Here is a 22,304-nt window from a genome sequence, read left to right as displayed (position 1 = left end):
ATTTACTGGGCAGTAAGACTCCCACCTCAAAATTCAGCGTTAGGTGGGGGGCGGGCTGCCGGTAAACGCACGATTGGTGAAGGCTAATAATCAGTGGGGGATGAACAAAAACCTGCTGATTAAAGTTTCACTTTATTACTCCTCCACAAAGCAATCCCGTTCTTACATCTGCAAGAACGGGATTGCTTTGTACTTTTATTTAATATGAGATGGACTTGTTTTTCGAATATGAAAAATAATATCAAATTGCTCAAGCAATGAAGTATCAAAATACACCGAACTGTTCGGGAGGATTTGTCCCCCTATACTTAGTAATGGTCTTTTTGCTTTAACCCATTTTTCTGCTTGTCCTTTAAGGTGACGGTTATCCAATAAAAACATTTTATATGGCACTTTTCCGAGAGTATAATTGAAACTTTTTACATCTTGTGGAATAGTGTCTGTTGTAATCTTACCTCCAGTGGAAGGATTATATTCGCTGTATAAGGTAAAATTCCCCTCCGTAGTTGTACTACCAATTGTGACATAATTATTGTCTAAACGTTCCTTCAAAAACTGCCCCGCAACATAAGGGTATAATTTCTCATCGATAATTCCTTTAGCTATATGAATATTGTGTGCCCATACCATCGTTTTACCACCAAATGTCTCTTGTGCCCACATTGCATGATCGGCCAAGTATTGTTCATGTAGTTTTATTATACTTGGATAGTCGTTAGGGAGTAGCATTGTGGTAAATTTCTCTATTGCACTTGCCGTTGCTTTCGCCCAGATGTACTCGGATGGAATTATTTCTGTGTTGGCTTGTTCATTCTCATCTTTTAGTAATCGGGCTACTCTCTCAGCGTTTGCTTTGAACTTCTCTTTCAATTTAGGAGTAAGTTTCATATATTCCTGTATACTTCCAGTAAAAGAAGACAATTCTTTATAATTTTCTTCTACTTCTGCCAGCAAATCTGGTCGATGCAGCCTTACATAATCAATTACTTTATTAAAGCTACCTTGGTCCAACGCCTTTAAGTCGAGCCCAATAAATTGGATCTTTTTTTTATTGGATGGATCAGCATTATAATCTTTCATCCACTCAATCATGGCTATAATTTCGTCAGTAGGATATAACAATTTTAAAAATTCCCTAGGGTTTCCTTTTCCTGTTTGGATATATTCATTTAGTTTTAAGCCGTTTCCCCAATCTTCTTCCATTGCAAAATTCGTAAAACCCATTTCAGTAACCAAATATTTCACAAGGCGAAACTTCATAGTAAAAATTTCAGAGCTTCCATGAGTATTCTCTCCTAATCCTACATATTGCGCGTTCCCAATCATTTTCTTAAGTGGTTTTAAATCTTCAAATGGTTTTGACGGCTCTATCGTTTTTAATGGGTTAGCCTGTGATTGTATTGATTTAACTATATTTTTTTGGACTGATTGACCTGAATTTTCGACTGCTACAGTTTGAGCGTTTCCTACTTCCGCGCATCCTGTGACTAATAAAGCTGTACTAACCATTGCAATCATTCTTTTCTTATTCATTTTTGCCCACCTCAATTGAATTATTTTCAAAAGCAAGATTGATTCATGTACTTGCACGAATCAATTGCTTTAATTCAATTGTTATTTATTCCATATCATATTTTCTAGTTACATATTGTCATAAGATTAATTGACACAAGTCATAGGTTAATCATTACACTTTTGTACTATCGGCTATGACAGTTTATAAATAATAATTAAATTGTTGAATCGCAAGTAAGACTAGATTATGAATTTGGGAGGGATTTTAAAGATGAATGATCTGTATGTCAAAATATTTTTATTCTAAGTTGTAGCTGTTGAAATGACAGGAAGTAAATTTGATAAACAAATGAATAAAAGGGGAAGGGGGGATTACAATGTTATTACACGGAGAAGCATTCCACAATAAAGATAAAATCCAACGTGCTAAAATAGGACTTCAACTCTTTCTAAGTATCTTAACCATTACTTCTATTATTCTAAATGTAGTAGTAATGATTACTAAAAGTATGCCGCTTATTGTGGTATATATGTTTACCCCAGCATTTTCTTCTATTTTGACTCGCATAATATTGAAAGAAGGGTTTAAAGATGTATCTTTTAGTCTCGGTAACTTAAAGATATGGAAGGGGATTGGTTTTGCGCTGTTAATACCTATGATAATATGTGGAATTACTTATTCTATCGCCTGGTTTAGCGGACTTGCGAGGTTTCAGCCCCCGCAAGGTGGTATGCTAGAACCTATTTACAATATACTTGGATTTCAATATCTACCGATACCATTAAGTTTCATTTTTATAGTAGTATTGAGCGGAGTTTTAGGTAGCTTGCTTAACTTAATTCCAGTTATGGGAGAAGAAATGGGTTGGCGAGGTTATATGCTCACAAGGCTAATCGATGCAGAGTTTTCACGTCCCATTCTTATTAGCGGATTAATTTGGGCAACGTGGCATGTTCCAATTGTTATTGCTGGTCTATATGTAGAGGGAACATCGGCCCTACTTTCAGTACTTGGCATCTATTTTTGTATTGTGCCATTCAGTTATATTACAGCTTATTTACGACTTATCACAGGTAGCGTTTGGCCTTCGGTTATCATTCATACTACTTGGAATGCCATTATTCAAGGACCTTTCGCACGTGCAAGTACAGGAGATCAAACTGAGATTTGGATTGGAGAATCTGGTTTGATAACCGCTATTATTATCTTGGCTACTGCAATAATTATGTCTCGAATCGTAAATTTTACTAAATAGCATACGGATTTGTTTTAAATTCAATTAGTGTAATATGACGAGGCTGAAATAAGATGCTCCTAAAAATATTAGAAAAAATCTAGTTGAACGGACTCTTATCAAGCTAAGGGTTTAATTTATAAAAATAAACTTGATTGTCATAAAAAACATAATGTTTTTCATTTAAAGGCTATGAGATGAAATTTCATCATCTTCATCACGTTAGACCTTCAGGAAATAAAAAGTTAAACGATTATACAAATACTCTAACTGAAAAAACGATAGTCCTTTTATCAAAAATGTAGAAGGACTATCGTTTATTTTTTTTTTTTTTTTTTTTTTTTTTTTGACAAAATTAGGGATTGATGTTCATAAAAATGGATAATATAATTCGCATTTTACGTAAAGAGAAAAATTTCCCCCTAGAATATTAAGCTAAATCTCTTGGTGTGACGGTTAATTTAAGTTTCATTTTATGACTTGTAAAGGGCTGTTCAATGCATCGTACTATTAAAAAATCTAAATTAAATCATTAAATTGCGATAAAATGTGGTCGGAAATAATGAAATTTTAGGAAAAATAAGGTACACTAGTCTATGATTTTAGTTGAAAATCGTTTGACGTTAATGCATACGGGGGAAAGATTGATGAACAACAATACAACAAATGAATCAGTTGAAGAAATTGATCAAAAACGAGTAAGATCAAAAAAACGTTATACAAATTGGAAGTTTATCGCAGCGGGTATTGGTGTAATTGCACTTCTTATTGGGGGAATGAGTTATTATCAGGCAACTCACTTCAATTCGAATGTTACAATTAATGACACAAAAGTTGGTGGTCTGAGCGCTGATCAGGCAATACAGAAATTAAAGACATCTGGACTAGCAAACAAAGTCTATGTTGATCAACAACAAATTTTAGATGAAAAAGATACAAAAACGGAACTTACGGAAAAAGATTTGCCTCAAGTTAAGAAACTATTAAAAAGTCAGTGGACATTTTTCCCTTCCTCAAAGGGAGAAAATTATTCATTACTACCAGAGAAGGCAGATCAGTATCGTAGTGAAACGATGAAAAAACTTGTAGAAGAAACGCTCATCTCTATGAATGAAAAATTAAAAGCGCCTCAAGATGCTATGGCGAAGCTAGAACAAGGGAAAATTGTTATTTCGAAAAGTGTTGAAGGAAAACAGTATGATGTTACTAGTCTACTGAAAGATTACGATAAGCAAAAATATAAAAGCGAAATTCATCTGAAGTCTGCATACATAAAACCTATTAAAGAAGACGACCCGATTGTCAAAAAAGAGGAGAAAGCACTACAGAATCTTCTTGGGCAGTCTGTTGAGTATAAAGTGCAGGATGAAGTTTATCCTTTAAAAGCGAAAGATTTAATTCAAAATGCCTCTATGTCAAAGGATATGAAAGTTACAATTGATGCGAGTGACATTAAGAAGAAAATTACTGAAATTAATAATGCCAAATCAACCTTAAATAAAGATTTCTCATTTAAAACGCATTCCGGTTCAGTCATATCAGTAAAAGGGCAAGGCTACGGCTGGGCACTAGATGTTGAAAAAGAAACTAAACAAGTTCAACAAGCCTTTGAGAAAGGCGAAAAGGCGCTTTCTGCTTCTAATATTCACGGAAATGGTTGGGAGAAGGAAGGTATCGGTTATAAAACAACAGCGAATAATGGCATCGGAGACACGTATGCGGAAGTTTCAATTGCAGAGCAACAAATTTGGATTTACAAAGATGGAAAATTAGTTGTTACAACAAATGTAGTAACGGGTAAACATAGCACGGGTGAAGATACATCACCAGGCGTTTGGTACGTCCTATATAAACGAACACCATATACGCTAAGAGGTAACGCAGTAGGAAAAGCTGATTATGCAGTTAAAGTAGATTACTGGGTTCCATTCACAAATAGCGGTCAAGGATTCCACGATGCCGGCTGGCGAAAAGACTGGGGAAATAATGCTTATTTAACAGGAGGATCAGGTGGGTGTGTGAACCTTCTTCCTAATGTTGCAAAAACTGTCTATGATAGTTTGAACACGTATGATCCAGTAATTGTGTACTAAAAAATAGCTACGTATCTAGAAATAAACAAAGCAGAAAATCTTACCTGATGGTATATGAAAAAACACCTCTTGCATTCGCATACTAAGTGTGCAAATGCAATGGAGGTGTTTTTGTTTGAATACAAGAGTGTATTGCTTATAAGAAACAAAGTAGAAAGAGATTAAGAATAAGTATTCAAATAATCAATAAAATTGACAATGAATATCATTTTCACTTAATATAGAATCGTCGCATTTAATTAGACATGAATTTTTTGTTAATATAATAGATTTCTATTAAGTTGTCATATTTACGAACTATCATTAAATATTTTAAGAATTTAAACGTAGGAAAGGGTAATATAAAATGAACTGGAAAAAAGGCGGATTATGGGTTATTATTTTTTTCGTTGTAAAAGGCACGATTTCTACACTTTTAATCGTTACAGGTGCTAAATATTTTGATTTATCATTTATGCAACTTATCTTATTAATTCTGACCTTATTAGTGATTTCTCTAATAAGTCGTAAATTGCTCTATAGACATAAACAAAACAAAAAGCAAAAAGAGCTAAATATATAATGAAGCCCCAGAGACCATTGGATTTCTGGGGTTTTATTTTGATAGTTTTTTCGCATGTATATTAATTTAACAGAATAGGTTGTCCAAAATGATAAAATCGATGATGTTTAAAATGCTTCAGTTATTTTTACATAAGGATTGTAGAGAGCCTTTGAATCAATCTTTATTCTGAAGCGACAGACACGTATAAATTATGCTCTTTTTTCAATTGGTAGTTTAAATGTAAAAGTACTGCCTTCTCCTAATTTACTTTCAACCGTAATTTCTCCTCCATGTAGTTCGACAATCCATTTTACCATCGACAATCCTAAACCTGTGTTTCCGATGTTTGAAGATGTTCGTGCTGCGTCAACTCGATAGAAGCGGTCCCATATTTTAGTAATATGTTGCTCGCTGATGCCGATGCCATTATCGGAGACTGTACCTATTATGTTGGTTTCATCACGGAATAGTTGCATATGCACAGTTCCGCTCGCTTTGCTATAAGCAATCGCATTCGTTAGTAAATTCATTAATAAACGCATCATCAATGTTTGATCGGCTTTAATAAATAGGTCTTCCTCTATATTAGTTGTTATTTCAATCGAATTTTCTTGAACCATTAATGAAAGTTCTTCTACAACGATTTCCGTTAATTCACTCATATTGATACATTCAAATTGGAAAGTATTATGATTTCCTTGGTCAGCTCTTGCTAATAATAAGAGTTGTGAGATTAGAGCGGACATTTTACGTGATTGCTTTAAAATTACTTCTAACGATTCTTCCATTTCTTTCGGGTTATTCCTCTGCGATAAAGCGTATTCGCATTGTGAAATAATAACAGATGTTGGCGTTCTTAATTCATGAGATGCGTCAGATGTAAATTGTTTTTCACTTTCGAATGATGTCTCCAATCGCTCAAACATTTTGTCAAAGGTTTGTGCTAAATGATACATTTCGTCTTTCGGTGAACCTTGTAAATTAATTCTCTTCGAAAGGTCTTTACCATCACCAATTTTACTGGCTGAATCACTCATTTGTTGCACAGGTCGAAACGCCCTTTGCGTAATAAAATATCCTCCGAATGCCGCAATAAGAATAAGTAATGGGAATGAGATGATTGTTACCACGATAAGCGTATTCATCGTTGAGGATAATTGGTTCATAGTCATTATTCCACGAACCCAGACTTGCTCATCGCCGCCTGCATTATGGAGAAAATCATATACTATCCATTCTTTATTGCCGTCTTTAATGGTTTGTATTTCATCGGATTTAAGCGATATCTTTTTATTAAAGCTTGTTGGACTATGTCCTACCAACAGCTCACCTTGTTTACTATAAATGCTTATATTTACTCCATCTTCTAAGGTTTCAAAATCATCGTCAATCTTTAACTGCCCATGCTTATATTCGATATCTTCCATGCTTTCTTTTACTGTGTTCTTCAATTGATTTTTCATATTAAAAAGCAAAACTTTATCTGAAGAAGTTAAAATAAAAGCTAATACGAGTGCCATAATAATTACAATTAGCCCCGTATACCACAGAGTTACTCTCATTTTTATTGATAGTCTTTTCATGATTCTACTCGCAATACGTAACCAGTTCCTCGTACTGTATGAATTAACTTCGTTTCAAACTGGCTATCAATTTTTTTGCGAAGATAGCGGACGTAAACATCAATAATATTCGATCCGCCTTCATAGTCGTAATTCCACACATGTTGCTCAATTTTATCTCGTGTCAGCACAACTTCTTTATTACGAATCATATATTCTAAAATAGCAAATTCTTTACTGGAAAGAGTGATAACTTGGTCTCCTCTTGTTACTTTATGCATATTGCAATCTACCACTAGGTCAGCGATTTCAAACACATTAGATGTATTTCCTGTTTTTCTTCGCATTAACACTCGAATTCTTGCTAACAGTTCGTCAAAAGCAAACGGCTTTACTAAATAATCATCCGCACCTAAGTCGAGTCCTGTTACACGATCATCAATTGTATCTTTAGCTGTAAGAAGCAAGACAGGAGTTGTATTATTGTCCGCGCGTAATCTTTGTAATACTTGTAAACCATCTATTCCTGGAATCATAATGTCAAGTACAATCAAATCGTAGGTAGCCATGTTTATATAATCCAGGGCATCTTCACCATTCCCACATGCATCGACACTATAATGTTCTGCATTTAATCGTTTTACCAATATATTTTGTAAGTCTTGTTCATCTTCGACAATAAGAACTCGCATTAACATTCTCCTTTTCTTCTTATTAATATGTATCACTATAATTCCGAAACATTAAAGAAAGATTAGAAACTAGTTAATTATATCATTTTATCCCGTATTAACGGGTAGTAAGACTCCTCCCTCAAAATTCGGCGAATGCGAGGTAGGTAGGGATTAACTGCCTGTAAAAGCCTTCACTTTATTTTTTTGTACATTAATCTTCCTTTAATGTTTGTTCAGTAATATAAAGGCAAGGATAAGGTGCACATGTAAAGGGAGGAAAACAGAATGGGAAAATGGATGCTGATTGGAGCAATGTCTTGTGTATTGTTAACAGCTTGTTCTACTCAAGCTGATAACAATACAGAAGTACAACAACTGAAAGTGGAAAATGATAAATTACAAAAAGAAGTTGCTCAATTACAACAAGAACCAAGCAAAATAGGGCCTGCTACGAATGATACGAAGCAAACACAAGATTTCAAAAACGAAGTCACATCTATTGTAGAAAAGGCAAATAACACGAAACCAGTTGGAGCAAAAGAAGAAAACCTAAATACGTACTTAGCAGTAAAAAAAGAGATTGACCAACTGGATGACAAGATAGATCTATCTGATAATCAGCTAGAAGCAGATTATCACGCTGGAACGATAACTGTTGAACAATATCAAACGCAAGAAAGAGAACACGATATACTGGAAGATCAATTAGAACAAGCAGAAAATGCACTTGAAGCAAGATTTGGAATAGATGATTAATCATTAAGGAGTGGATGAAAATGTTAAAACATAAAAAGAAAATAATGATAAGTGTAATTGCTATTTTAGTAAGTGGTATTGCTATTGTTGGTGGATATTATGGTATGGGTTACAATTATGCAAAAAAGAATGAAAACTACACAGAGAAACAAGTTCGTGAAATTTCTTTAGCTCATACAAATGGAGAAATTATTAATGTGAAAAAAGAATTCGAATTAGAAGATGACAACTTAGCACAATCACAATTTGAATATGAAGTGGAAATCAAGACACCTGATAATCTGTTAAATATTTTAAAAGTTAGTGCAAGGACAGGTACAATAGAAATTGATAATGAAGATTAAATAAATATCGCGTATTTGAAAAAACTCCGAACAAAATTTGTTAGGAGTTTTTTCATGTTTATACTTTACTATTTTAAAATGTGGAAAATCTTCATACTTCTACAATCTATATAAATGGCTCAAGCTTCACATCTTATGAATTCCTTGAAGCGCTAAACTTAAGCAAAATAATGAACTATCCTATAGAAGAAAGTTGAGGGAGCTAATCGCATATGTTTTATTGAAAGGATGTGATTGAATTATGGAACGGCCAAATTGGGGAATTGGAGGATTAGTATTCGTTGGCTGTATGTTTCTTGGTGGAGGAGTGGGATCTATGTTAGGTAATGCCCAAACTGGATGGCTAATAGGAATGGGCATTGGATTTCTTGGGATGGCTTTAACGAGACTGTTCAGAAAATAATGTAACTGAGATTCTTCTTCTGGTAAATAAGGAAATATGTAAGTAATTCATGGCATAAGAGTTCTATAAATTATAGTTCGAATTTTCTCTTTTGTATTTGTCTTTTCTAAATTTCTCCATACATAGATAAGATTCTCAAGTCGGAGGATAGCACCTTAGGGTGTCTTTTTTATGCTTTTTAAAAATGTCTTATCATATAATAGCTGAGTTTTGCTTTCAGTCTCCGATGCCCATTAAACATAAAATGAAAATTCTGCACCATTTAAACTCTGATAACAATTCATACGATCAAGAATAATTGAGCTAATAGCTCTCGATAGATTGTCATCATTTTTTTTATAATACATTAGATTCATTACCGTTTCAGACCTATGTATTCATTCATAACCTAACAGTAAAAGGGGGGATGATTAAAGGTATGGCAGTTAATGAGGAATCAATTTGTCAACAGTTTGCAAGAATTATCGGCGGGCAAGAAGGATTCGCCGGTGGGAAATGCGTGGCAACAATAAACAGGGATGAAATACGAGCAACAATCTTGGGAAAACGTTTTAGAGTAACAACTTCCTTTTCATTCGAATCACGAGACAATAAAACTGGACGAGCATTATGCCTAGGCCGAGTAGCACTCTTACAAAAAGAAGTCACTGAATTTGTGGCGACAATTATTAAACAAGGAATAATTGTTTCGTCTATACACAATGAGTGGTTATGTGATGATCCAAATTTGATTTACGTTAATATCGAAGACGTTGATGATCCACTAAATTTTGCAAGAAAAGTGAGAAGAGCATTGTGCAATTAACTAAGTTTTTTAGTTAAATGAGTGATTACGTTAAATAGAAGATTTCAGCGTGTTGAATGTTATATTTGTAAAATAGATTTAAGTGGATGGTTTTATAAAACGAAAGAAGGTGTTTCATATTTGGAATGCCTTTTCTTTATGTTTTCGTTGCTAATGTGGGTGGTTAACGGATTATATGCTGTTTATCTTGCAACAGCAAGAACTGGACGAGGTATCTTTAAAGGTATTTGACTATTTGTAGATACCATATTTTATCAAATGTTATTAGCATATCATAAAACGACAGAGGAGAAATCGCCAGAGAAATACGTCAAATTAGTCATTCCTTCTATAATCTAAGGGGGGGCGATTTTGTTTTCGAAAAATAATAGGTAAATCATTTGACAATTAAAATAATCTACTTTATTATATGTGCCATAGCATATATATGGTGAAACAAATACATTCATTGTGAATGATTGACTGGTATGCTATATCCTTTTATATCTTAATTTATAGAGGTGATATATGAACTTACATGATTTAATAGGCTATCTTGTTCATCGTACTGATGTGAAAATGACCAATTATTTTACGAAGAAATTAAAGCCGTATGGAGTTACGCCAGAGCAGTGGGGGATTATTAGTGTTCTTTGTAGCCAAAGGAGCACTACTCAAAAAGAGTTGGCGGAAGCTATTGATAAAGATCAAACTACTGTTGTTAGAATGATACAGTCAATGGAGAGAAAAGGGATTGTAAGGAAGTCTTTGAATGACCAAGATAGGCGTTCACATAACCTTTTTTTAACTGAAAAAGGTGACGAGTTAAAGAAAACAATCTTGCCTGTAGTGAAAGACGCTCACCATTTCGTTACGAGTAATTTGAGCGAGGAAGAAATTAAAGTATTACAATCGTTATTAAACAAATTGTATGATACACGCTATTAATATTTGTTCCTTATTGATGCTATGCTATTCATAAGGAACAAACTTTGTTTTAGGTATTATATGTGCTATAGCATATAATTTTTGTTTGTTTGGACGAATGGAAAGATAACTTTATTTTGTATCATATCTGATTCAGGTTCACTTTTTTGCCTAGTACCAGTCAAATTTTTATATTATATATGCTATAGCATATAATTTTCAGCCCTTTAATATTGAAAAGGGTAATGTAAATTGAAGCGACTTCCATACGGGTAATCTCAGGAAATAGGGTAAAGGTAGTGACTACTACCTGAACAATACTGAGTTTTTATCAAATAATAAGAAAGGTGTGATTACTATTTTAATTTTCATCAATATTGTAAAAGTAGTGTTGTTTCTGTTCTTTTTAATGACAGGAACGAAAATTATATCGGGGAAAATGGCAGATGAATTCAAACGATTTGGTTTACCTTCGTTTTTTAATTTCTTAACTGGAGCTTTTGAGATTGTAGGAGCGATTGGAATGTTGATAGGAATTTGGATTCCGGTAGTAGCTTTATGGGCAGGATTGTTATTAGGCGGTACGATGCTTGCAGCCGCATTAACTCTAATTGTATTAGCGAGAGATCCCTTTAAGAAGGCAATACCTGCACTTGTTTTGTTTGTCCTTAGTTTAGGGATAAGTTTGTATCACATTTTTTAAACATAACTGAAAACTATTAAACTTTCACTTTATGCGTTCAAGTTACTATCGTTTTGTGATTATGTTACAAATAGGGGGATTCTCCAATTAGTGCTTGAATAATAATAGCAATATGGATTTAGACATTACTATCATTAGAATCATAATCAGTAAAAGAATGGCAAGAATTTTTATACAAAGGAATTCCCGATGAATTTTATATTAAAAATAGGAGTGAGTGAAAATGGCATATTTATTACAAGTCGATTTTCCGTTTGAAGGTCCTTTTGGTGAAGAAATGGAAAAAGGATTTTGGGATTTAGCAAAAAGTATTAACGAAGAAGAAGGATTCCATTGGAAAATATGGACTGAGAATGAAGAAACAAAAGAAGCTGGAGGCATTTATGTATTTGAAGAAAAACAAGATGCTGAAAAATACGCGGAAATGCACAAGAGCAGACTTGAAGCAGCTGGTGTAAAAGATATTAGAGTAAGAATTTTTAACATCAATGAAAAGTTAACTAAGTTGAATCGTGGTTTTATTAAATAATTCCGACAGTCGGAGCAAGCGTAAAAAGGAGGGGGATAATCCCCTCTTTTTTTAATTCTTAAATTGATGGTGAGGGGACTCGCATAAAAAATAATCAATTATAAAAGTAATTTTGAACGTAAGGAATTTGTAAGGAAGAGGTAAGAAAAAAGAGATTTTCCTTGTGTAAGATGAAAATGTAAAGAAGAGTGAGAGGAGAAAAATACTATATATTTCTATAAAAAACAAATCAATTAATAAGACTTGTTTGGAGGAAAAGAGATATTACAGATTCAATGTCGTCCTTTTGCAGTGGGGTAAGAAGAAAGCTGTGTGATTAGTTCCAAACAGCAAATAACTATTTATACAATATGAATAGGGGAGAGGATTATTTTGATGAAAAAGCATAGTCAAATTACATGTTCAGGTTTAGCTCTTTTAATAACTGGAGGTTCCCTGTTTTATACAACTCCAACCTCAAGTGTAAAAGCGGAGTCCATTCAAAATGTATCTAGTTCGTTACAAATAAGCACCCAAAGAGATCATAATTCCGTCAAAGAGGCAATGCGGGATACATTGAAACTAGGATATCCAGGGATACTTGCTAAAACTTCTGAGAGTGGAAAAACATGGAGTTATGCAGCTGGTGTAGCTGATCTGAGTACCAAGAAACCAATGAAAACAGATTTTCGTTTTCGAATTGGCAGCGTGACAAAGACGTTCACTGCAACAGTTATACTTCAATTAGCAGGAGAAAACCGCTTAAATCTAGACGATTCTATTGAAAAATGGATACCTGGTGTCATTCAAGGAAATGGATATGATGATAAACAGATTACTATCCGGCAATTATTGAATCACACAAGTGGTATCGCTAATTACACAAGGTCAAAGGATTTTAATATGATGGATACAAAAAAATCTTATACTGCTGAAGGATTAGTAAAGATGGGAATATCCATGCCTCCAGATTTTGCTCCAGGAAAGAGCTGGTCGTATTCAAATACAGGATATGTATTACTAGGAATTCTTATTGAAAAAGTAACTGGGAACAGCTATGCGGAAGAGATTGAAAATCGAATTATTGAACCACTTGAATTAGCGAATACATTCTTACCTGGAAATTCAAGCGTCATTCCAGGAACCAAGCATGCCCGTGGATATATCCAATTAGACGGAGCAAGTGAGCCGAAAGATGTTACTTATTATAACCCAAGTATGGGGAGCTCAGCCGGAGATATGATTTCTACAGCTGATGATTTAAACAAATTCTTTTCTTATTTACTTGGGGGCAAATTATTGAAAGAACAGCAACTAAAGCAAATGCTTACAACAGTCCCTACAGGAGTAGATGAGCTTGGTGATTCCGGGCTTGGAATTTTCAAAATGAAGCTTTCAAACGGTGAATCGATATGGGGGCATGGAGGAACCATTCCTGGCTTTTTAACTTTTGCTGGAGGCACACTTGGAGGCAAGCATACATTGGCAGTCAATTTGAACAGCCTTAAAGCTGATACTCCTGATCCTTTTAAAAATATTTTACTTGCTGAATTTAGCAAGTAGTCTAAAAGTAAAAACGGGTAAAATTTATCATAGTTTCATAGTTACACAAATGAATGATGAAAACGATCAATTATTTAAGGAGGTAATTCCGTGATGAAAAATAAGCTAACTGGTGTGTTAGCCACTGCATTAGCGGTAACTATGATTCTACCAACCGGAGCGAAAGCATTTTCTGAAAGTAAGACTACTGTTGTAATTGGTGAAGAAGTAGCTAGTCAGGAACTGAAGAAGATTGCAGCAGAGAAGGCGGAGCTACTTACGAAGTCCCATGGGGCAGCTAGCGTGCAGTATGCACTAATTGATAATGGAAAACTTATTTTGTCGGGTCAGGCTGGCAAGAACGATATGGAAGGGGAAAAGCCGCTAACCAAAGATACTTTATACGGGATTGGTTCAGTTAGTAAAATGTATGCAACAGCGGCTGTAATGAAATTGGTCGATGAAGGAAAAGTCGATTTGGATGCTCCTGTTGTCCGCTATGTTCCTGATTTTAAGATGAAGGACGGTCGATACAAACGTATTACACCGCGTATGTTATTGAATCACTCCTCTGGATTGCAAGGTTCTACGTTAGGTAATGCATTTTTATTTAACGATAATGATACCTATGCCCATGATACCTTGTTACAGCAATTGTCAAATCAAAACTTGAAGGCGGACCCTGGTGCTTTCTCGGTATACTGTAACGATGGTTTTACGCTGGCCGAAATTTTGGTGGAAAGAGTTAGTGGTATGAGCTTTACTGAATTTCTACATCAAAACTTTACAGAGCCTTTAAAAATGAATCATACGAAAACGCCGCAGGACAAATGGAGGGATGAAAATCGGGCTGGACTATATTACCCGGCGTACCAAGGGCAACTTCCAATTGAATCGGTGAATGTTATTGGTACGGGAGGTATATCTTCCACGGCAGAAGATATGGTGCGATTCTCACAACTATTTATGGGACAGGGAAAAGGAATCCTCTCTGATAAGGTAGTTAAGGCAATGGAGCAAGAGGAATATAAAAAAGGAATGTGGCCGGGGGCTGGCGAGAATATTTTTAACTATGGTCTTGGCTGGGATAGTGTGAAACTATACCCATTCAGTGAATATGGGATCAAAGCTTTGGCTAAGGGCGGCGATACGGCATTGCAACATGCTATATTAGTCGTGCTTCCGGAACAGAAAATAGCAGCGGCTGTATTGACATCTGGTGGACGGAGCTCTACAAATCAGCTAATGGCAACTGAATTGCTGCTCGCTACGCTTAAAGAAAAAGGTACTATTAAGGAAATCAAGCCGAACAAATCCTTTGGTAAGCCGGTCAAAGTCAAAATGCCTCAAGGCGTAGCAAAGAAAGCAGGATTTTATGGCAATAGCGAAACTCATTTCAAAATTGAAATTATGAAGAACGGTGAACTATTCTTACCATCTAATCCAGAAGAAAAATATGTATATACTGCTGATGGAAGCTTTATTAATGAGGGGGGTACTTCCAAGCTCAACTTCGTAACCGAGAAGAATGGAAGAACTTATTTGAAGGAGAGCGCATATAAATCTTATCCAGGTTTAGGGCAAAGTGTGATGACCCACTATTTAGCTGAGAAACTAGAAGACAACGTGCTTTCGAAGAAAACCGCTGCTGCATGGGCAAAGAGGGAAGGTGTCAAGTTTTATCGTGTAAACGAGAAATTTAGTTCTATTCAATATCTTGTTCAGTCGAAACATCTTAGTACTCAAATTACTCGCAAGGAAGGCCCAGCAGGCTATTGGGATGGCAGAAAAATTACAGGTCCGAACACCGCGGTGCATCAGATCCAAGTACCCGTGATGAATGGTCGTGATACGACGGAAACGCATTTCTATACAGAAGGCGGCAATGAATATATGGAGATGGCTGGATTGTTATACGTAAGTGAATCTAATGTAAAACCAATTGATGTAGGCCAATCATCCCAAGTTACGCTGGGAGCAAATGGACATGCGAAATGGTTTACAATTCCACAAGCGGCAACAGACAAAAGGATGACCGTGACGCTGCCATCAAATGGTTCATTTGCGGTGTATGATGAGAAGGGAGTTTGCGTCAACTTCACCATTGTGAGTGGCAATAACAAGGTGGAACTTCCGAAGAACGGAACAATCGTATTCGCTGGGGCACCGAAATCGGAATTTGCAATCTCGGTGAACTAGCTATAATTTAAGATGATCTTAAACAAAACCAGTACGGTACAGAAAAGATGTATTACTGGTTTTGTTTGTATTTATGCATTCTCAATGAAAAAGCTTGAATAATATCACTCTCAAGCACTATAAAAACATCAAAACTAGAAAATTAGTATCTCTAGAAGATGTACAGTTTTTTGGGAGTTGAATAATTTTAACAGCGTAGAGAGATTAAATTTCTACTCTTTTTGGGGTACGACCTCATACCCATCAAGCTAACCAAGTAAATTACTAGATACGAAATGACCTTTGTTTCAAAACTAGCAAGTGATAAAAAATTAGGCATGCTAAAGAAGCCTATTAAAACGTAATTTTTTCGCTAGGCAGCTTGTCTTTGCTTCACCGTCGTTTTATACACAATCCCTAGAATATCAAAGACCGTCATCTTCTTATACCTATGACATTTACGACCGTTTTTTTGAGTAGCTGATAAAGGGGATGCAGAATTTTTAAAAGTTTTTCTGTGCCAACGGCTATCGCTTGAAACAGTAAAGGAAAGTAATCTTTAATCATATAAATCGCTTTGTATTCACTCAGCTCCTGTTTTTTCTTTTCAAGTAGAAACTGTCGCATTTGAAATATCGTAGAAGAACAGAGGAGAATGCCGATGAGCTGTCCATATAAATGGCACTCTAGGGTTCTCTTTTTATATTTTTACATTCATCAATTCCAAAGAATGACTTCCACGTTTTAAACAAAATTTCAATCTGCCAACGAAGTGAATATAATGAATGCACGTAGTTCGTCGGTACTTCTTCTAGCGACGTGTTCGTGATATATACATTCATGCCCATTAAACGTTTACTTTTATCCTTCATGATAATGCCTTTCTTCTTTTCACGTATAGCCTGGTTTTTCAGACGTGTTTGCGTTTGATCATCGGTTAAACGATGGATAATAACACGTGCTGGAAGTTTCTGATTTTGGCCAATGTATGCCTCGAGGATTTCTATCGTTTCACCAGGGATTAGACCAGACATCATTTGTGTCATATCAAGCTGGATGTATTCTGTTTGCTTTTTTAATGTACCATTGTTGAAGTATTCTGGTTCAGGGTTCTTGATATAAATGCGTGTATTCAACATATAGATACAAAGTTAGCGTGAATTTCTTTAGTTGGTCACTTAGCCATAAACTAGGTATAGAAATTCCAAAATACCTGTAATTGCTATTCGTCTAATGAATATTTTGCCTAACCATTTTTCAGATAAAATAGGTCCAAGTGGGTATGTGATAGGCCACATTGTGTTTATATTCGTCTAATTAAACAACCCTATTTCTTCTGTAAGCTACCTCTGCTAAAAAATGATCCCTCCCTCATAAACAGAAAGTACTTTTTATGAGGAGTATTTATTCAATTTAAGTTTATAAAAATTGAATGAAGGCGATGCAAGTACTCATTTATTTAGAATAAGAGTAAAGATGATGCTTTATTTGTTCAATAAAATATTGATGGTGTATATTATCGTTAGATACTCGACTTGCCATAATAGCTCCCTCCATTGAAGATGCAAGAAAAGAAGCGAGCGATATAATGTCTATATCTTCTTTAAGTTCTTGTTTCTCTATTCCTTCCTTTATGAGAGAGGCCATTAACATTACTGTATCATCATAACCTTTTGCTGCTGCTTTTTGTAATTCTGGAAATACTCCAGTACTTTCAATTGCGCTATTAAGTAATGGACAGCCTCCAGCAATTGGAGGATTATTAGCTGCATCTTGATATATAAGGAAAATAGCAAGGATTTTATCGATTGCTGTCTTTTTCTTTTCCATTGCTGTATGAAAATGCCCCCACATAATCTCACCACTTTTGTCGTAGGCAGCAAGCACAATTTCTTCTTTATTTTTGAATCTACGATAAATAGCTCCTTTAGATAGTTCAGTAGCTGTTATTATATCCTGAATGGATGTGTAAGTTATCCCATTAGTATTAAATAAATATAAAGATGTTTCAATGATCTTTTCTTGTACCTTATCAACTTTAGTCATGCTTTGTGGTCCTCCTAATAAAAAGAACTTAATATTTAGGGTGATTTTCACTATAATTTTTTAAAATTTTTATTGTAGGTATAAATAAGTTTGAAGCAAAATTATCATATCAATCCCTATCTTATAGGAACCAATACAGTTTGAGATTCATTAAATTATATATTCTTTATCGCATGAAAGAATTTTCTGTCAATAATAATTGGCCAATTGGTTAATTCAGTCATGTTATACAACTAATTTCACCTAAAATCATAGAAAAAGTAAAAATATATAGTTAATTTTAATGTATAGACATTTAACTATTATATATAATTTTTATTAATATGTTTATCTAAAGTGGGCGAGTTACTCACACCTTCATTTCATTCTATAAAAGAGTAATCAGTAATCATTAATGATTACTGATTACTGGAATTTGATTGTAAATAAGCAACTGAGATATAATTACATTTAGTTTTTACTATGTTAATTTTGTTAATAATTTGTAGAAAGGGTTTAAAAAACTAGAAACTTATAGTATTATTAGAATCCGAACCGAACCGTTCGGTTCGGGTGATTATTTATATATATTAAAATGGAGGATATTTAATGAAAAAATTATTTGAAAAGTCACCAGCCGGTGTAATACTTAGCTTTTTTGCAGTAATTATGGTACTTACAATCGTAGTAGATTCAGTTTTCTCGATTATATTTACTGATGATAATGTAGCGCAATTAGTAGCGCGTTTTGTTCTAATTGTAATTATGTTGCTAGTTAATGTGACAGTGTTCAAACTGAAATTTGGAAATATGATGAATCGAATTGGATTAGGCCTTCTGTTATTACTTCCAGGATTAAGTTATGTTGTACTAAATTTAATAGGTGTTGAATTTGATAATTTAATGAAAGCAAGTATGCAAGCTTATCTAATAGCGGTAGTATCTACAATTGCTGCTGTTTCATATGAAGAGATTCTATTACGTGGGCTTCTATTAAATGGATTGTTAAAAGCTTGGAGCCAGAAAAAGAACGGTATTTTGTTAGCTGTTATATGGTCAAGTGTACTCTTCTCATTAGTGCATGCTATAAACTTACTTTCTGGCGCACCTTTAGATGCAACTTTATTACAGCTTATTTATACAACAGCAATGGGCTTCCTCTTCGCGGCTGTGTATTTAAGAACAAACAATCTATTAATACCAATTATCGGTCACTTCGTGATAAATTTCAGTGGTGTATTACAAGATATGGGCATCGATCCAGAGAAAGTTACGGGTCATGTTAGCGCAGGAGATGATGTTAGAAAGGCTCTTATTGCTATTGCGGTGGCATCAGGCATCGTTTTTGTATTTGCGATGATTTATTTACGCAAGATGAAACTTGCTGAAGTTAATGATTTAAACTTAAATATAAAGTAAGATTAGAACCTTTAGTTAATCATAAAGATATTAAAAGTAATTTATACATATAAAACTGAATTTTATATTATAGAAAATAAATAAGACAAGAAAACTGAGAAAATATTATATAAGCAAAAAAGAATCCATTTTGATTAAAATGGATTCTTTTTTAAATAGAGGTAAAGCCCATCGCTATCAAGCTAAGAAAGGTAAATACCCTCAGAACGAAATTTTGTTTTAACTTGTAGCAAAAAAGCTCATTTTTTCGTTTTGGGGTAATTCTGAATTCTTAAGTTGATGGGCATGTGGTACGACCTCAATTAAGAAGGTTTCTTCAATTAATAGAAATGTATGTACATACACATTATATTTTTATTTCATAAATTTTAAAATTTTGTTCACGATAGTTTGAAATTGTAAAAAAAGAAAATATGTGGCACGACATCACTTTGTTTTTATACAGCTTTATAATTAAACTATAATATTGTATTTTTTCTTCATTATTGAAATTAGTAATAATAAAATGTATTATTGAAAAGCACAATTTATAATTCAAGTAATCAAGCATATGTACCCATAATAATTTGAACATTCAGAAATTATAATATTGTCTAAAAACGAGGTGAGATTCATAGAAACAGTACATATTAAGTGGTATGGCATGTATAGTATAAATGACTTTTATAATAGGGAAGAAGCTTCTAAGAAGGGGATATTTGCAATCTCTAGAGTATATGCTAAGAATGTAACATTGCTCTATATAGGACAAACTAAAAGAAGCTTTATACAAAAGATAAGAGAACTTAATAAAGAGTGGGCTTTTGATGAGAGCGAATTAAAGATTACATTAGGAATAATAGAATTTCCTAGTGGTGAACTTTACTCTGAAAAGAAGGTAAAAGAGATAAAATCTCTTTTGATTTTACGACATACCCCATTAGAAAACGAAACATCTTTATTATACTATAGAGGGAAATTTAATTTTAAAATTATTAATAAGGGAAGAAGAGGTTTAATTGTTAAAAAGCTTTCTACAGGAGATCTAATGTGGACGTAATTGGAATCACCTTTGAATAAAATTGAAGGTTTCTTAAGTGCAGAAGCTTATCAATTTTTAATGTATTAAACTATTTTGAATAACATATGTCAGATACTTGAAAAAACACAAATTTTATTATGATATGAAATCCTGTATGGAAAGTGTAGTTTATTTCTATTGTTTAATAAAAATATTAAGAATTTTAGGGATAATACATAAAGAGTAGAGGAGAAAGTAAACACGGAGGTTTGAAGAATGGGACAAGTAAGCAGATTTCAAGAAAAACAACAGAATCGTCGTCAAAAGGCAATTTTTAATATTGCATTTACTTTGGTATTAGTGACAGTTGGTATAGTGACATACCAATTGTTTACCCCTTCTAATACATCAACGAAAGCAATTGCTCAAGAAAAGAAAGTAACAAAGATAGAAGAGAAGAAAACTGAAGATAAAGAAACAGCAAAGATAGAAGAGAAGAAAACTGAAGATAAAGAAGCAACAAAGTTAGAAGAGAAGAAAACTAAAGATAAAGAAATAGCAAAGATAGAAGAAAAGAAAAGCGAAGATAAAGAAGCAGCACAGTTAGAAGGGAAACAAAAAGTAGAAAAATCGGTAAAAACGAACGGAACTGAAAATAAAGAGGAAGAAAAAACGGTATCTCAAGAAAAGGATCCTCAAACTAATCCTTCATGGAAGCCAATTGGTACAGAGCAAGGAGCAAAACCTGATATGAAATTTAAAGAAGGAACAGTAGATTGGAGTGAGATGAAAAAAGCAATCTCTTATGCTGTTGATGTTCCAGAGAGCCAATTGATTTTCGATTTTATTGGAAATAATGGTAATAATAAAGCCTACGGTAATGTACGAGATAAACAAAGTAATAAAAAATATAAGGTTAATATTGATTGGGTAGAGAATCAAGGGTGGAAACCAGCATCTGTACAAGTGGTAAAATAAATAATAGAAATGTAATTATGTGCTTAAAAGTTTACTCTTGTAAAACTCATAAAAAAGTTTGTTTCAATCAGGACTCTTTTGCTATGTTAACAGGTTTAATTACTCAGGCTCAATTGTGAGATCCTGATGCAGACAAAGTTCGAAGCTTATTAAAAGCTATCTAATTTAGTGCTTCGAAAGGTTCAAAATTGCATTTTTAAAGCATTAAATAATTAATGGTACCTTTTGAAATATTTTTGGTCTCATTTTATTAGAAACAATTCCGTCTATATAACTAAAAAATGTATTATGATATCTATTGAACATATGAATAGGATAACAATTACCTGCTGTTAGCAAGTTGCAGTTTATCTAATAAAAAGATCACTTGTTTCTAAGACAAGTGATCTTTTTATATACATTTCCTTTACTATTTTTAAAATTGAATAGATATTTCAATCTGTGTAATTACAATAGACTTGATTAAAATTAAAACTGCAACAAGGATAATACCGTCCATATTTGTAGTAAGAAATATATATATAATATCTTAATGCAAGGTTGGCCTATGTTCTATGAAGATACTAAAGAATTATAGGAAACATTGAGAAACGGGAATTATTTTTATTACAATATTTATGCATCTTTAGGCCTAAATAGCTGGGTATTAGCTAAGAAACTTGAGATATTAGACTCCTATTAAGTTAAAAATGACCTTAAGTGTACTTCCCATAAAGAAAATTGTGTAAATAAGCTGTCCATATGGGCAGCTTATTGTATTTTTTGGCTTAGCTTGTTTTTTTCGAAGTGCTGGCGGTTCCTCTACAAGTATTCTTGCATTTAAATTATTTTTAATATATTATATTTATATGGTTATATAGAGATTGATGTATACAAAAAGGACTCAAATCTATTAATAAGATTTAAGTCCTTTTCAAAGATAAAAAGATTGTACCGAAATGGAATACAACTTATACTTTTCTTTTTAATATGTATCTAGTAAAAAGACATTTTTTATCAATAAAATTGTATTTTCAATATAAATGGAAGTTCATTTATATTCAATGATAGGAAATAGTGGGTCTAGAACATAGAGGAACAAAGAACCATACAGAGAAATTTGAAGAACCTGAAA

General features: G+C 33.7%; 19 protein-coding genes and 1 pseudogene. 15 read left to right on the top strand and 5 right to left on the bottom strand.

Going from position 1 to position 22,304, the window contains the following annotated elements:
- Positions 1 to 195: 195 nt before the first annotated feature.
- The gene (locus tag ACUL40_RS08190) at positions 196 to 1,533 is read right to left on the bottom strand and encodes an erythromycin esterase family protein (protein WP_001036232.1); all 1,338 of its coding nucleotides are present in this window, start codon (positions 1,531 to 1,533) and stop codon (positions 196 to 198) included.
- A 359-nt stretch (positions 1,534 to 1,892) separates the two neighbouring features.
- Here ACUL40_RS08190 and ACUL40_RS08185 point away from each other — a divergent pair, with 359 nt between their 5' ends.
- From ACUL40_RS08185 to ACUL40_RS08175, 3 genes are all read left to right on the top strand, one after another.
- Positions 1,893 to 2,771, top strand: coding sequence for a CPBP family intramembrane glutamic endopeptidase (locus ACUL40_RS08185; RefSeq protein WP_069358111.1), 879 nt, complete (start codon positions 1,893 to 1,895; stop codon positions 2,769 to 2,771).
- Positions 2,772 to 3,397: 626 nt separating this feature from the next.
- Entirely contained in the window at positions 3,398 to 4,843 is a 1,446-nt protein-coding gene (locus ACUL40_RS08180; RefSeq protein WP_074555285.1) for a L,D-transpeptidase family protein, read from the top strand.
- A 346-nt stretch (positions 4,844 to 5,189) separates the two neighbouring features.
- A complete protein-coding gene (locus ACUL40_RS08175; RefSeq protein WP_001104104.1) occupies positions 5,190 to 5,405 on the top strand; it encodes a hypothetical protein in 216 nt (71 codons plus the stop codon).
- Between the two features lie 191 nt (positions 5,406 to 5,596).
- On the opposite strand, the gene ACUL40_RS08170 is transcribed toward ACUL40_RS08175, so the two are convergent.
- Both ACUL40_RS08170 and ACUL40_RS08165 read right to left on the bottom strand, forming a co-directional pair.
- Positions 5,597 to 6,970 carry a sensor histidine kinase gene (locus tag ACUL40_RS08170; protein WP_065212245.1) on the bottom strand — a complete coding sequence of 458 codons (1,374 nt, stop codon included), beginning with the start codon at positions 6,968 to 6,970 and terminating at the stop codon, positions 5,597 to 5,599.
- Complete coding sequence (locus ACUL40_RS08165; RefSeq protein ID WP_001264526.1) at positions 6,967 to 7,641, bottom strand: response regulator transcription factor; 675 nt, start codon at positions 7,639 to 7,641, stop codon at positions 6,967 to 6,969. Before ACUL40_RS08165 ends, ACUL40_RS08170 begins: the two co-directional genes overlap by 4 nt.
- Positions 7,642 to 7,908: 267 nt before the next feature.
- Here ACUL40_RS08165 and ACUL40_RS08160 point away from each other — a divergent pair, with 267 nt between their 5' ends.
- From ACUL40_RS08160 to ACUL40_RS08120, 9 genes are all read left to right on the top strand, one after another.
- A complete protein-coding gene (locus ACUL40_RS08160; protein WP_063220640.1) occupies positions 7,909 to 8,379 on the top strand; it encodes a hypothetical protein in 471 nt (156 codons plus the stop codon).
- 20 nt (positions 8,380 to 8,399) lie between these two features.
- A complete protein-coding gene (locus ACUL40_RS08155; protein WP_445422827.1) occupies positions 8,400 to 8,723 on the top strand; it encodes a PepSY domain-containing protein in 324 nt (107 codons plus the stop codon).
- Positions 8,724 to 8,964: 241 nt separating this feature from the next.
- Complete coding sequence (locus ACUL40_RS08150) at positions 8,965 to 9,126, top strand: hypothetical protein (RefSeq protein ID WP_000441009.1); 162 nt, start codon at positions 8,965 to 8,967, stop codon at positions 9,124 to 9,126.
- Between the two features lie 418 nt (positions 9,127 to 9,544).
- Entirely contained in the window at positions 9,545 to 9,931 is a 387-nt protein-coding gene (locus ACUL40_RS08145) for a DUF1259 domain-containing protein (RefSeq protein ID WP_002204749.1), read from the top strand.
- A 507-nt stretch (positions 9,932 to 10,438) separates the two neighbouring features.
- Positions 10,439 to 10,858, top strand: a complete 420-nt coding sequence (locus ACUL40_RS08140; RefSeq protein WP_065212243.1) for a MarR family winged helix-turn-helix transcriptional regulator — start codon at positions 10,439 to 10,441, stop codon at positions 10,856 to 10,858.
- A gap of 331 nt (positions 10,859 to 11,189) precedes the next feature.
- Entirely contained in the window at positions 11,190 to 11,540 is a 351-nt protein-coding gene (locus ACUL40_RS08135) for a DoxX family protein (protein WP_069461642.1), read from the top strand.
- Between the two features lie 223 nt (positions 11,541 to 11,763).
- The gene (locus ACUL40_RS08130) at positions 11,764 to 12,069 is read left to right on the top strand and encodes a monooxygenase (protein WP_000323758.1); all 306 of its coding nucleotides are present in this window, start codon (positions 11,764 to 11,766) and stop codon (positions 12,067 to 12,069) included.
- A 375-nt stretch (positions 12,070 to 12,444) separates the two neighbouring features.
- Positions 12,445 to 13,611 carry a serine hydrolase domain-containing protein gene (locus ACUL40_RS08125; RefSeq protein ID WP_445422828.1) on the top strand — a complete coding sequence of 389 codons (1,167 nt, stop codon included), beginning with the start codon at positions 12,445 to 12,447 and terminating at the stop codon, positions 13,609 to 13,611.
- Positions 13,612 to 13,704: 93 nt separating this feature from the next.
- Positions 13,705 to 15,789, top strand: coding sequence for a serine hydrolase domain-containing protein (locus tag ACUL40_RS08120; RefSeq protein ID WP_445422829.1), 2,085 nt, complete (start codon positions 13,705 to 13,707; stop codon positions 15,787 to 15,789).
- A gap of 352 nt (positions 15,790 to 16,141) precedes the next feature.
- Here ACUL40_RS08120 and ACUL40_RS08115 read toward each other — a convergent pair.
- Together ACUL40_RS08115 and ACUL40_RS08110 are read right to left on the bottom strand one after the other, a co-directional pair.
- Positions 16,142 to 16,904, bottom strand: a pseudogene (locus ACUL40_RS08115) (transposase); the annotation flags it as partial.
- A gap of 319 nt (positions 16,905 to 17,223) precedes the next feature.
- Positions 17,224 to 17,814: a TetR/AcrR family transcriptional regulator gene (locus ACUL40_RS08110; RefSeq protein WP_065212240.1), complete on the bottom strand. Its 591-nt coding sequence runs from the start codon at positions 17,812 to 17,814 to the stop codon at positions 17,224 to 17,226.
- Between the two features lie 588 nt (positions 17,815 to 18,402).
- Between ACUL40_RS08110 and ACUL40_RS08105 the strand changes: the two genes are divergently transcribed.
- The 3 genes from ACUL40_RS08105 to ACUL40_RS08095 all read left to right on the top strand — a co-directional run bounded on the left by ACUL40_RS08105 (position 18,403) and on the right by ACUL40_RS08095 (position 21,190).
- Entirely contained in the window at positions 18,403 to 19,212 is an 810-nt protein-coding gene (locus tag ACUL40_RS08105) for a CPBP family intramembrane glutamic endopeptidase (RefSeq protein WP_059303649.1), read from the top strand.
- Between the two features lie 604 nt (positions 19,213 to 19,816).
- Positions 19,817 to 20,251: a hypothetical protein gene (locus ACUL40_RS08100; RefSeq protein ID WP_002164503.1), complete on the top strand. Its 435-nt coding sequence runs from the start codon at positions 19,817 to 19,819 to the stop codon at positions 20,249 to 20,251.
- Positions 20,252 to 20,488: 237 nt separating this feature from the next.
- On the top strand, positions 20,489 to 21,190 hold the full coding sequence (locus tag ACUL40_RS08095; RefSeq protein WP_000532026.1) for a YrrS family protein: 702 nt from the start codon (positions 20,489 to 20,491) through the stop codon (positions 21,188 to 21,190).
- The last annotated feature ends 1,114 nt before the right edge of the window (positions 21,191 to 22,304 follow it).

This window comes from Bacillus sp. KNSH39 (assembly GCF_052656585.1).
Note: the sequence above shows the minus strand (reverse complement) of the source record. Positions and strands in the feature narration are given on the sequence as shown.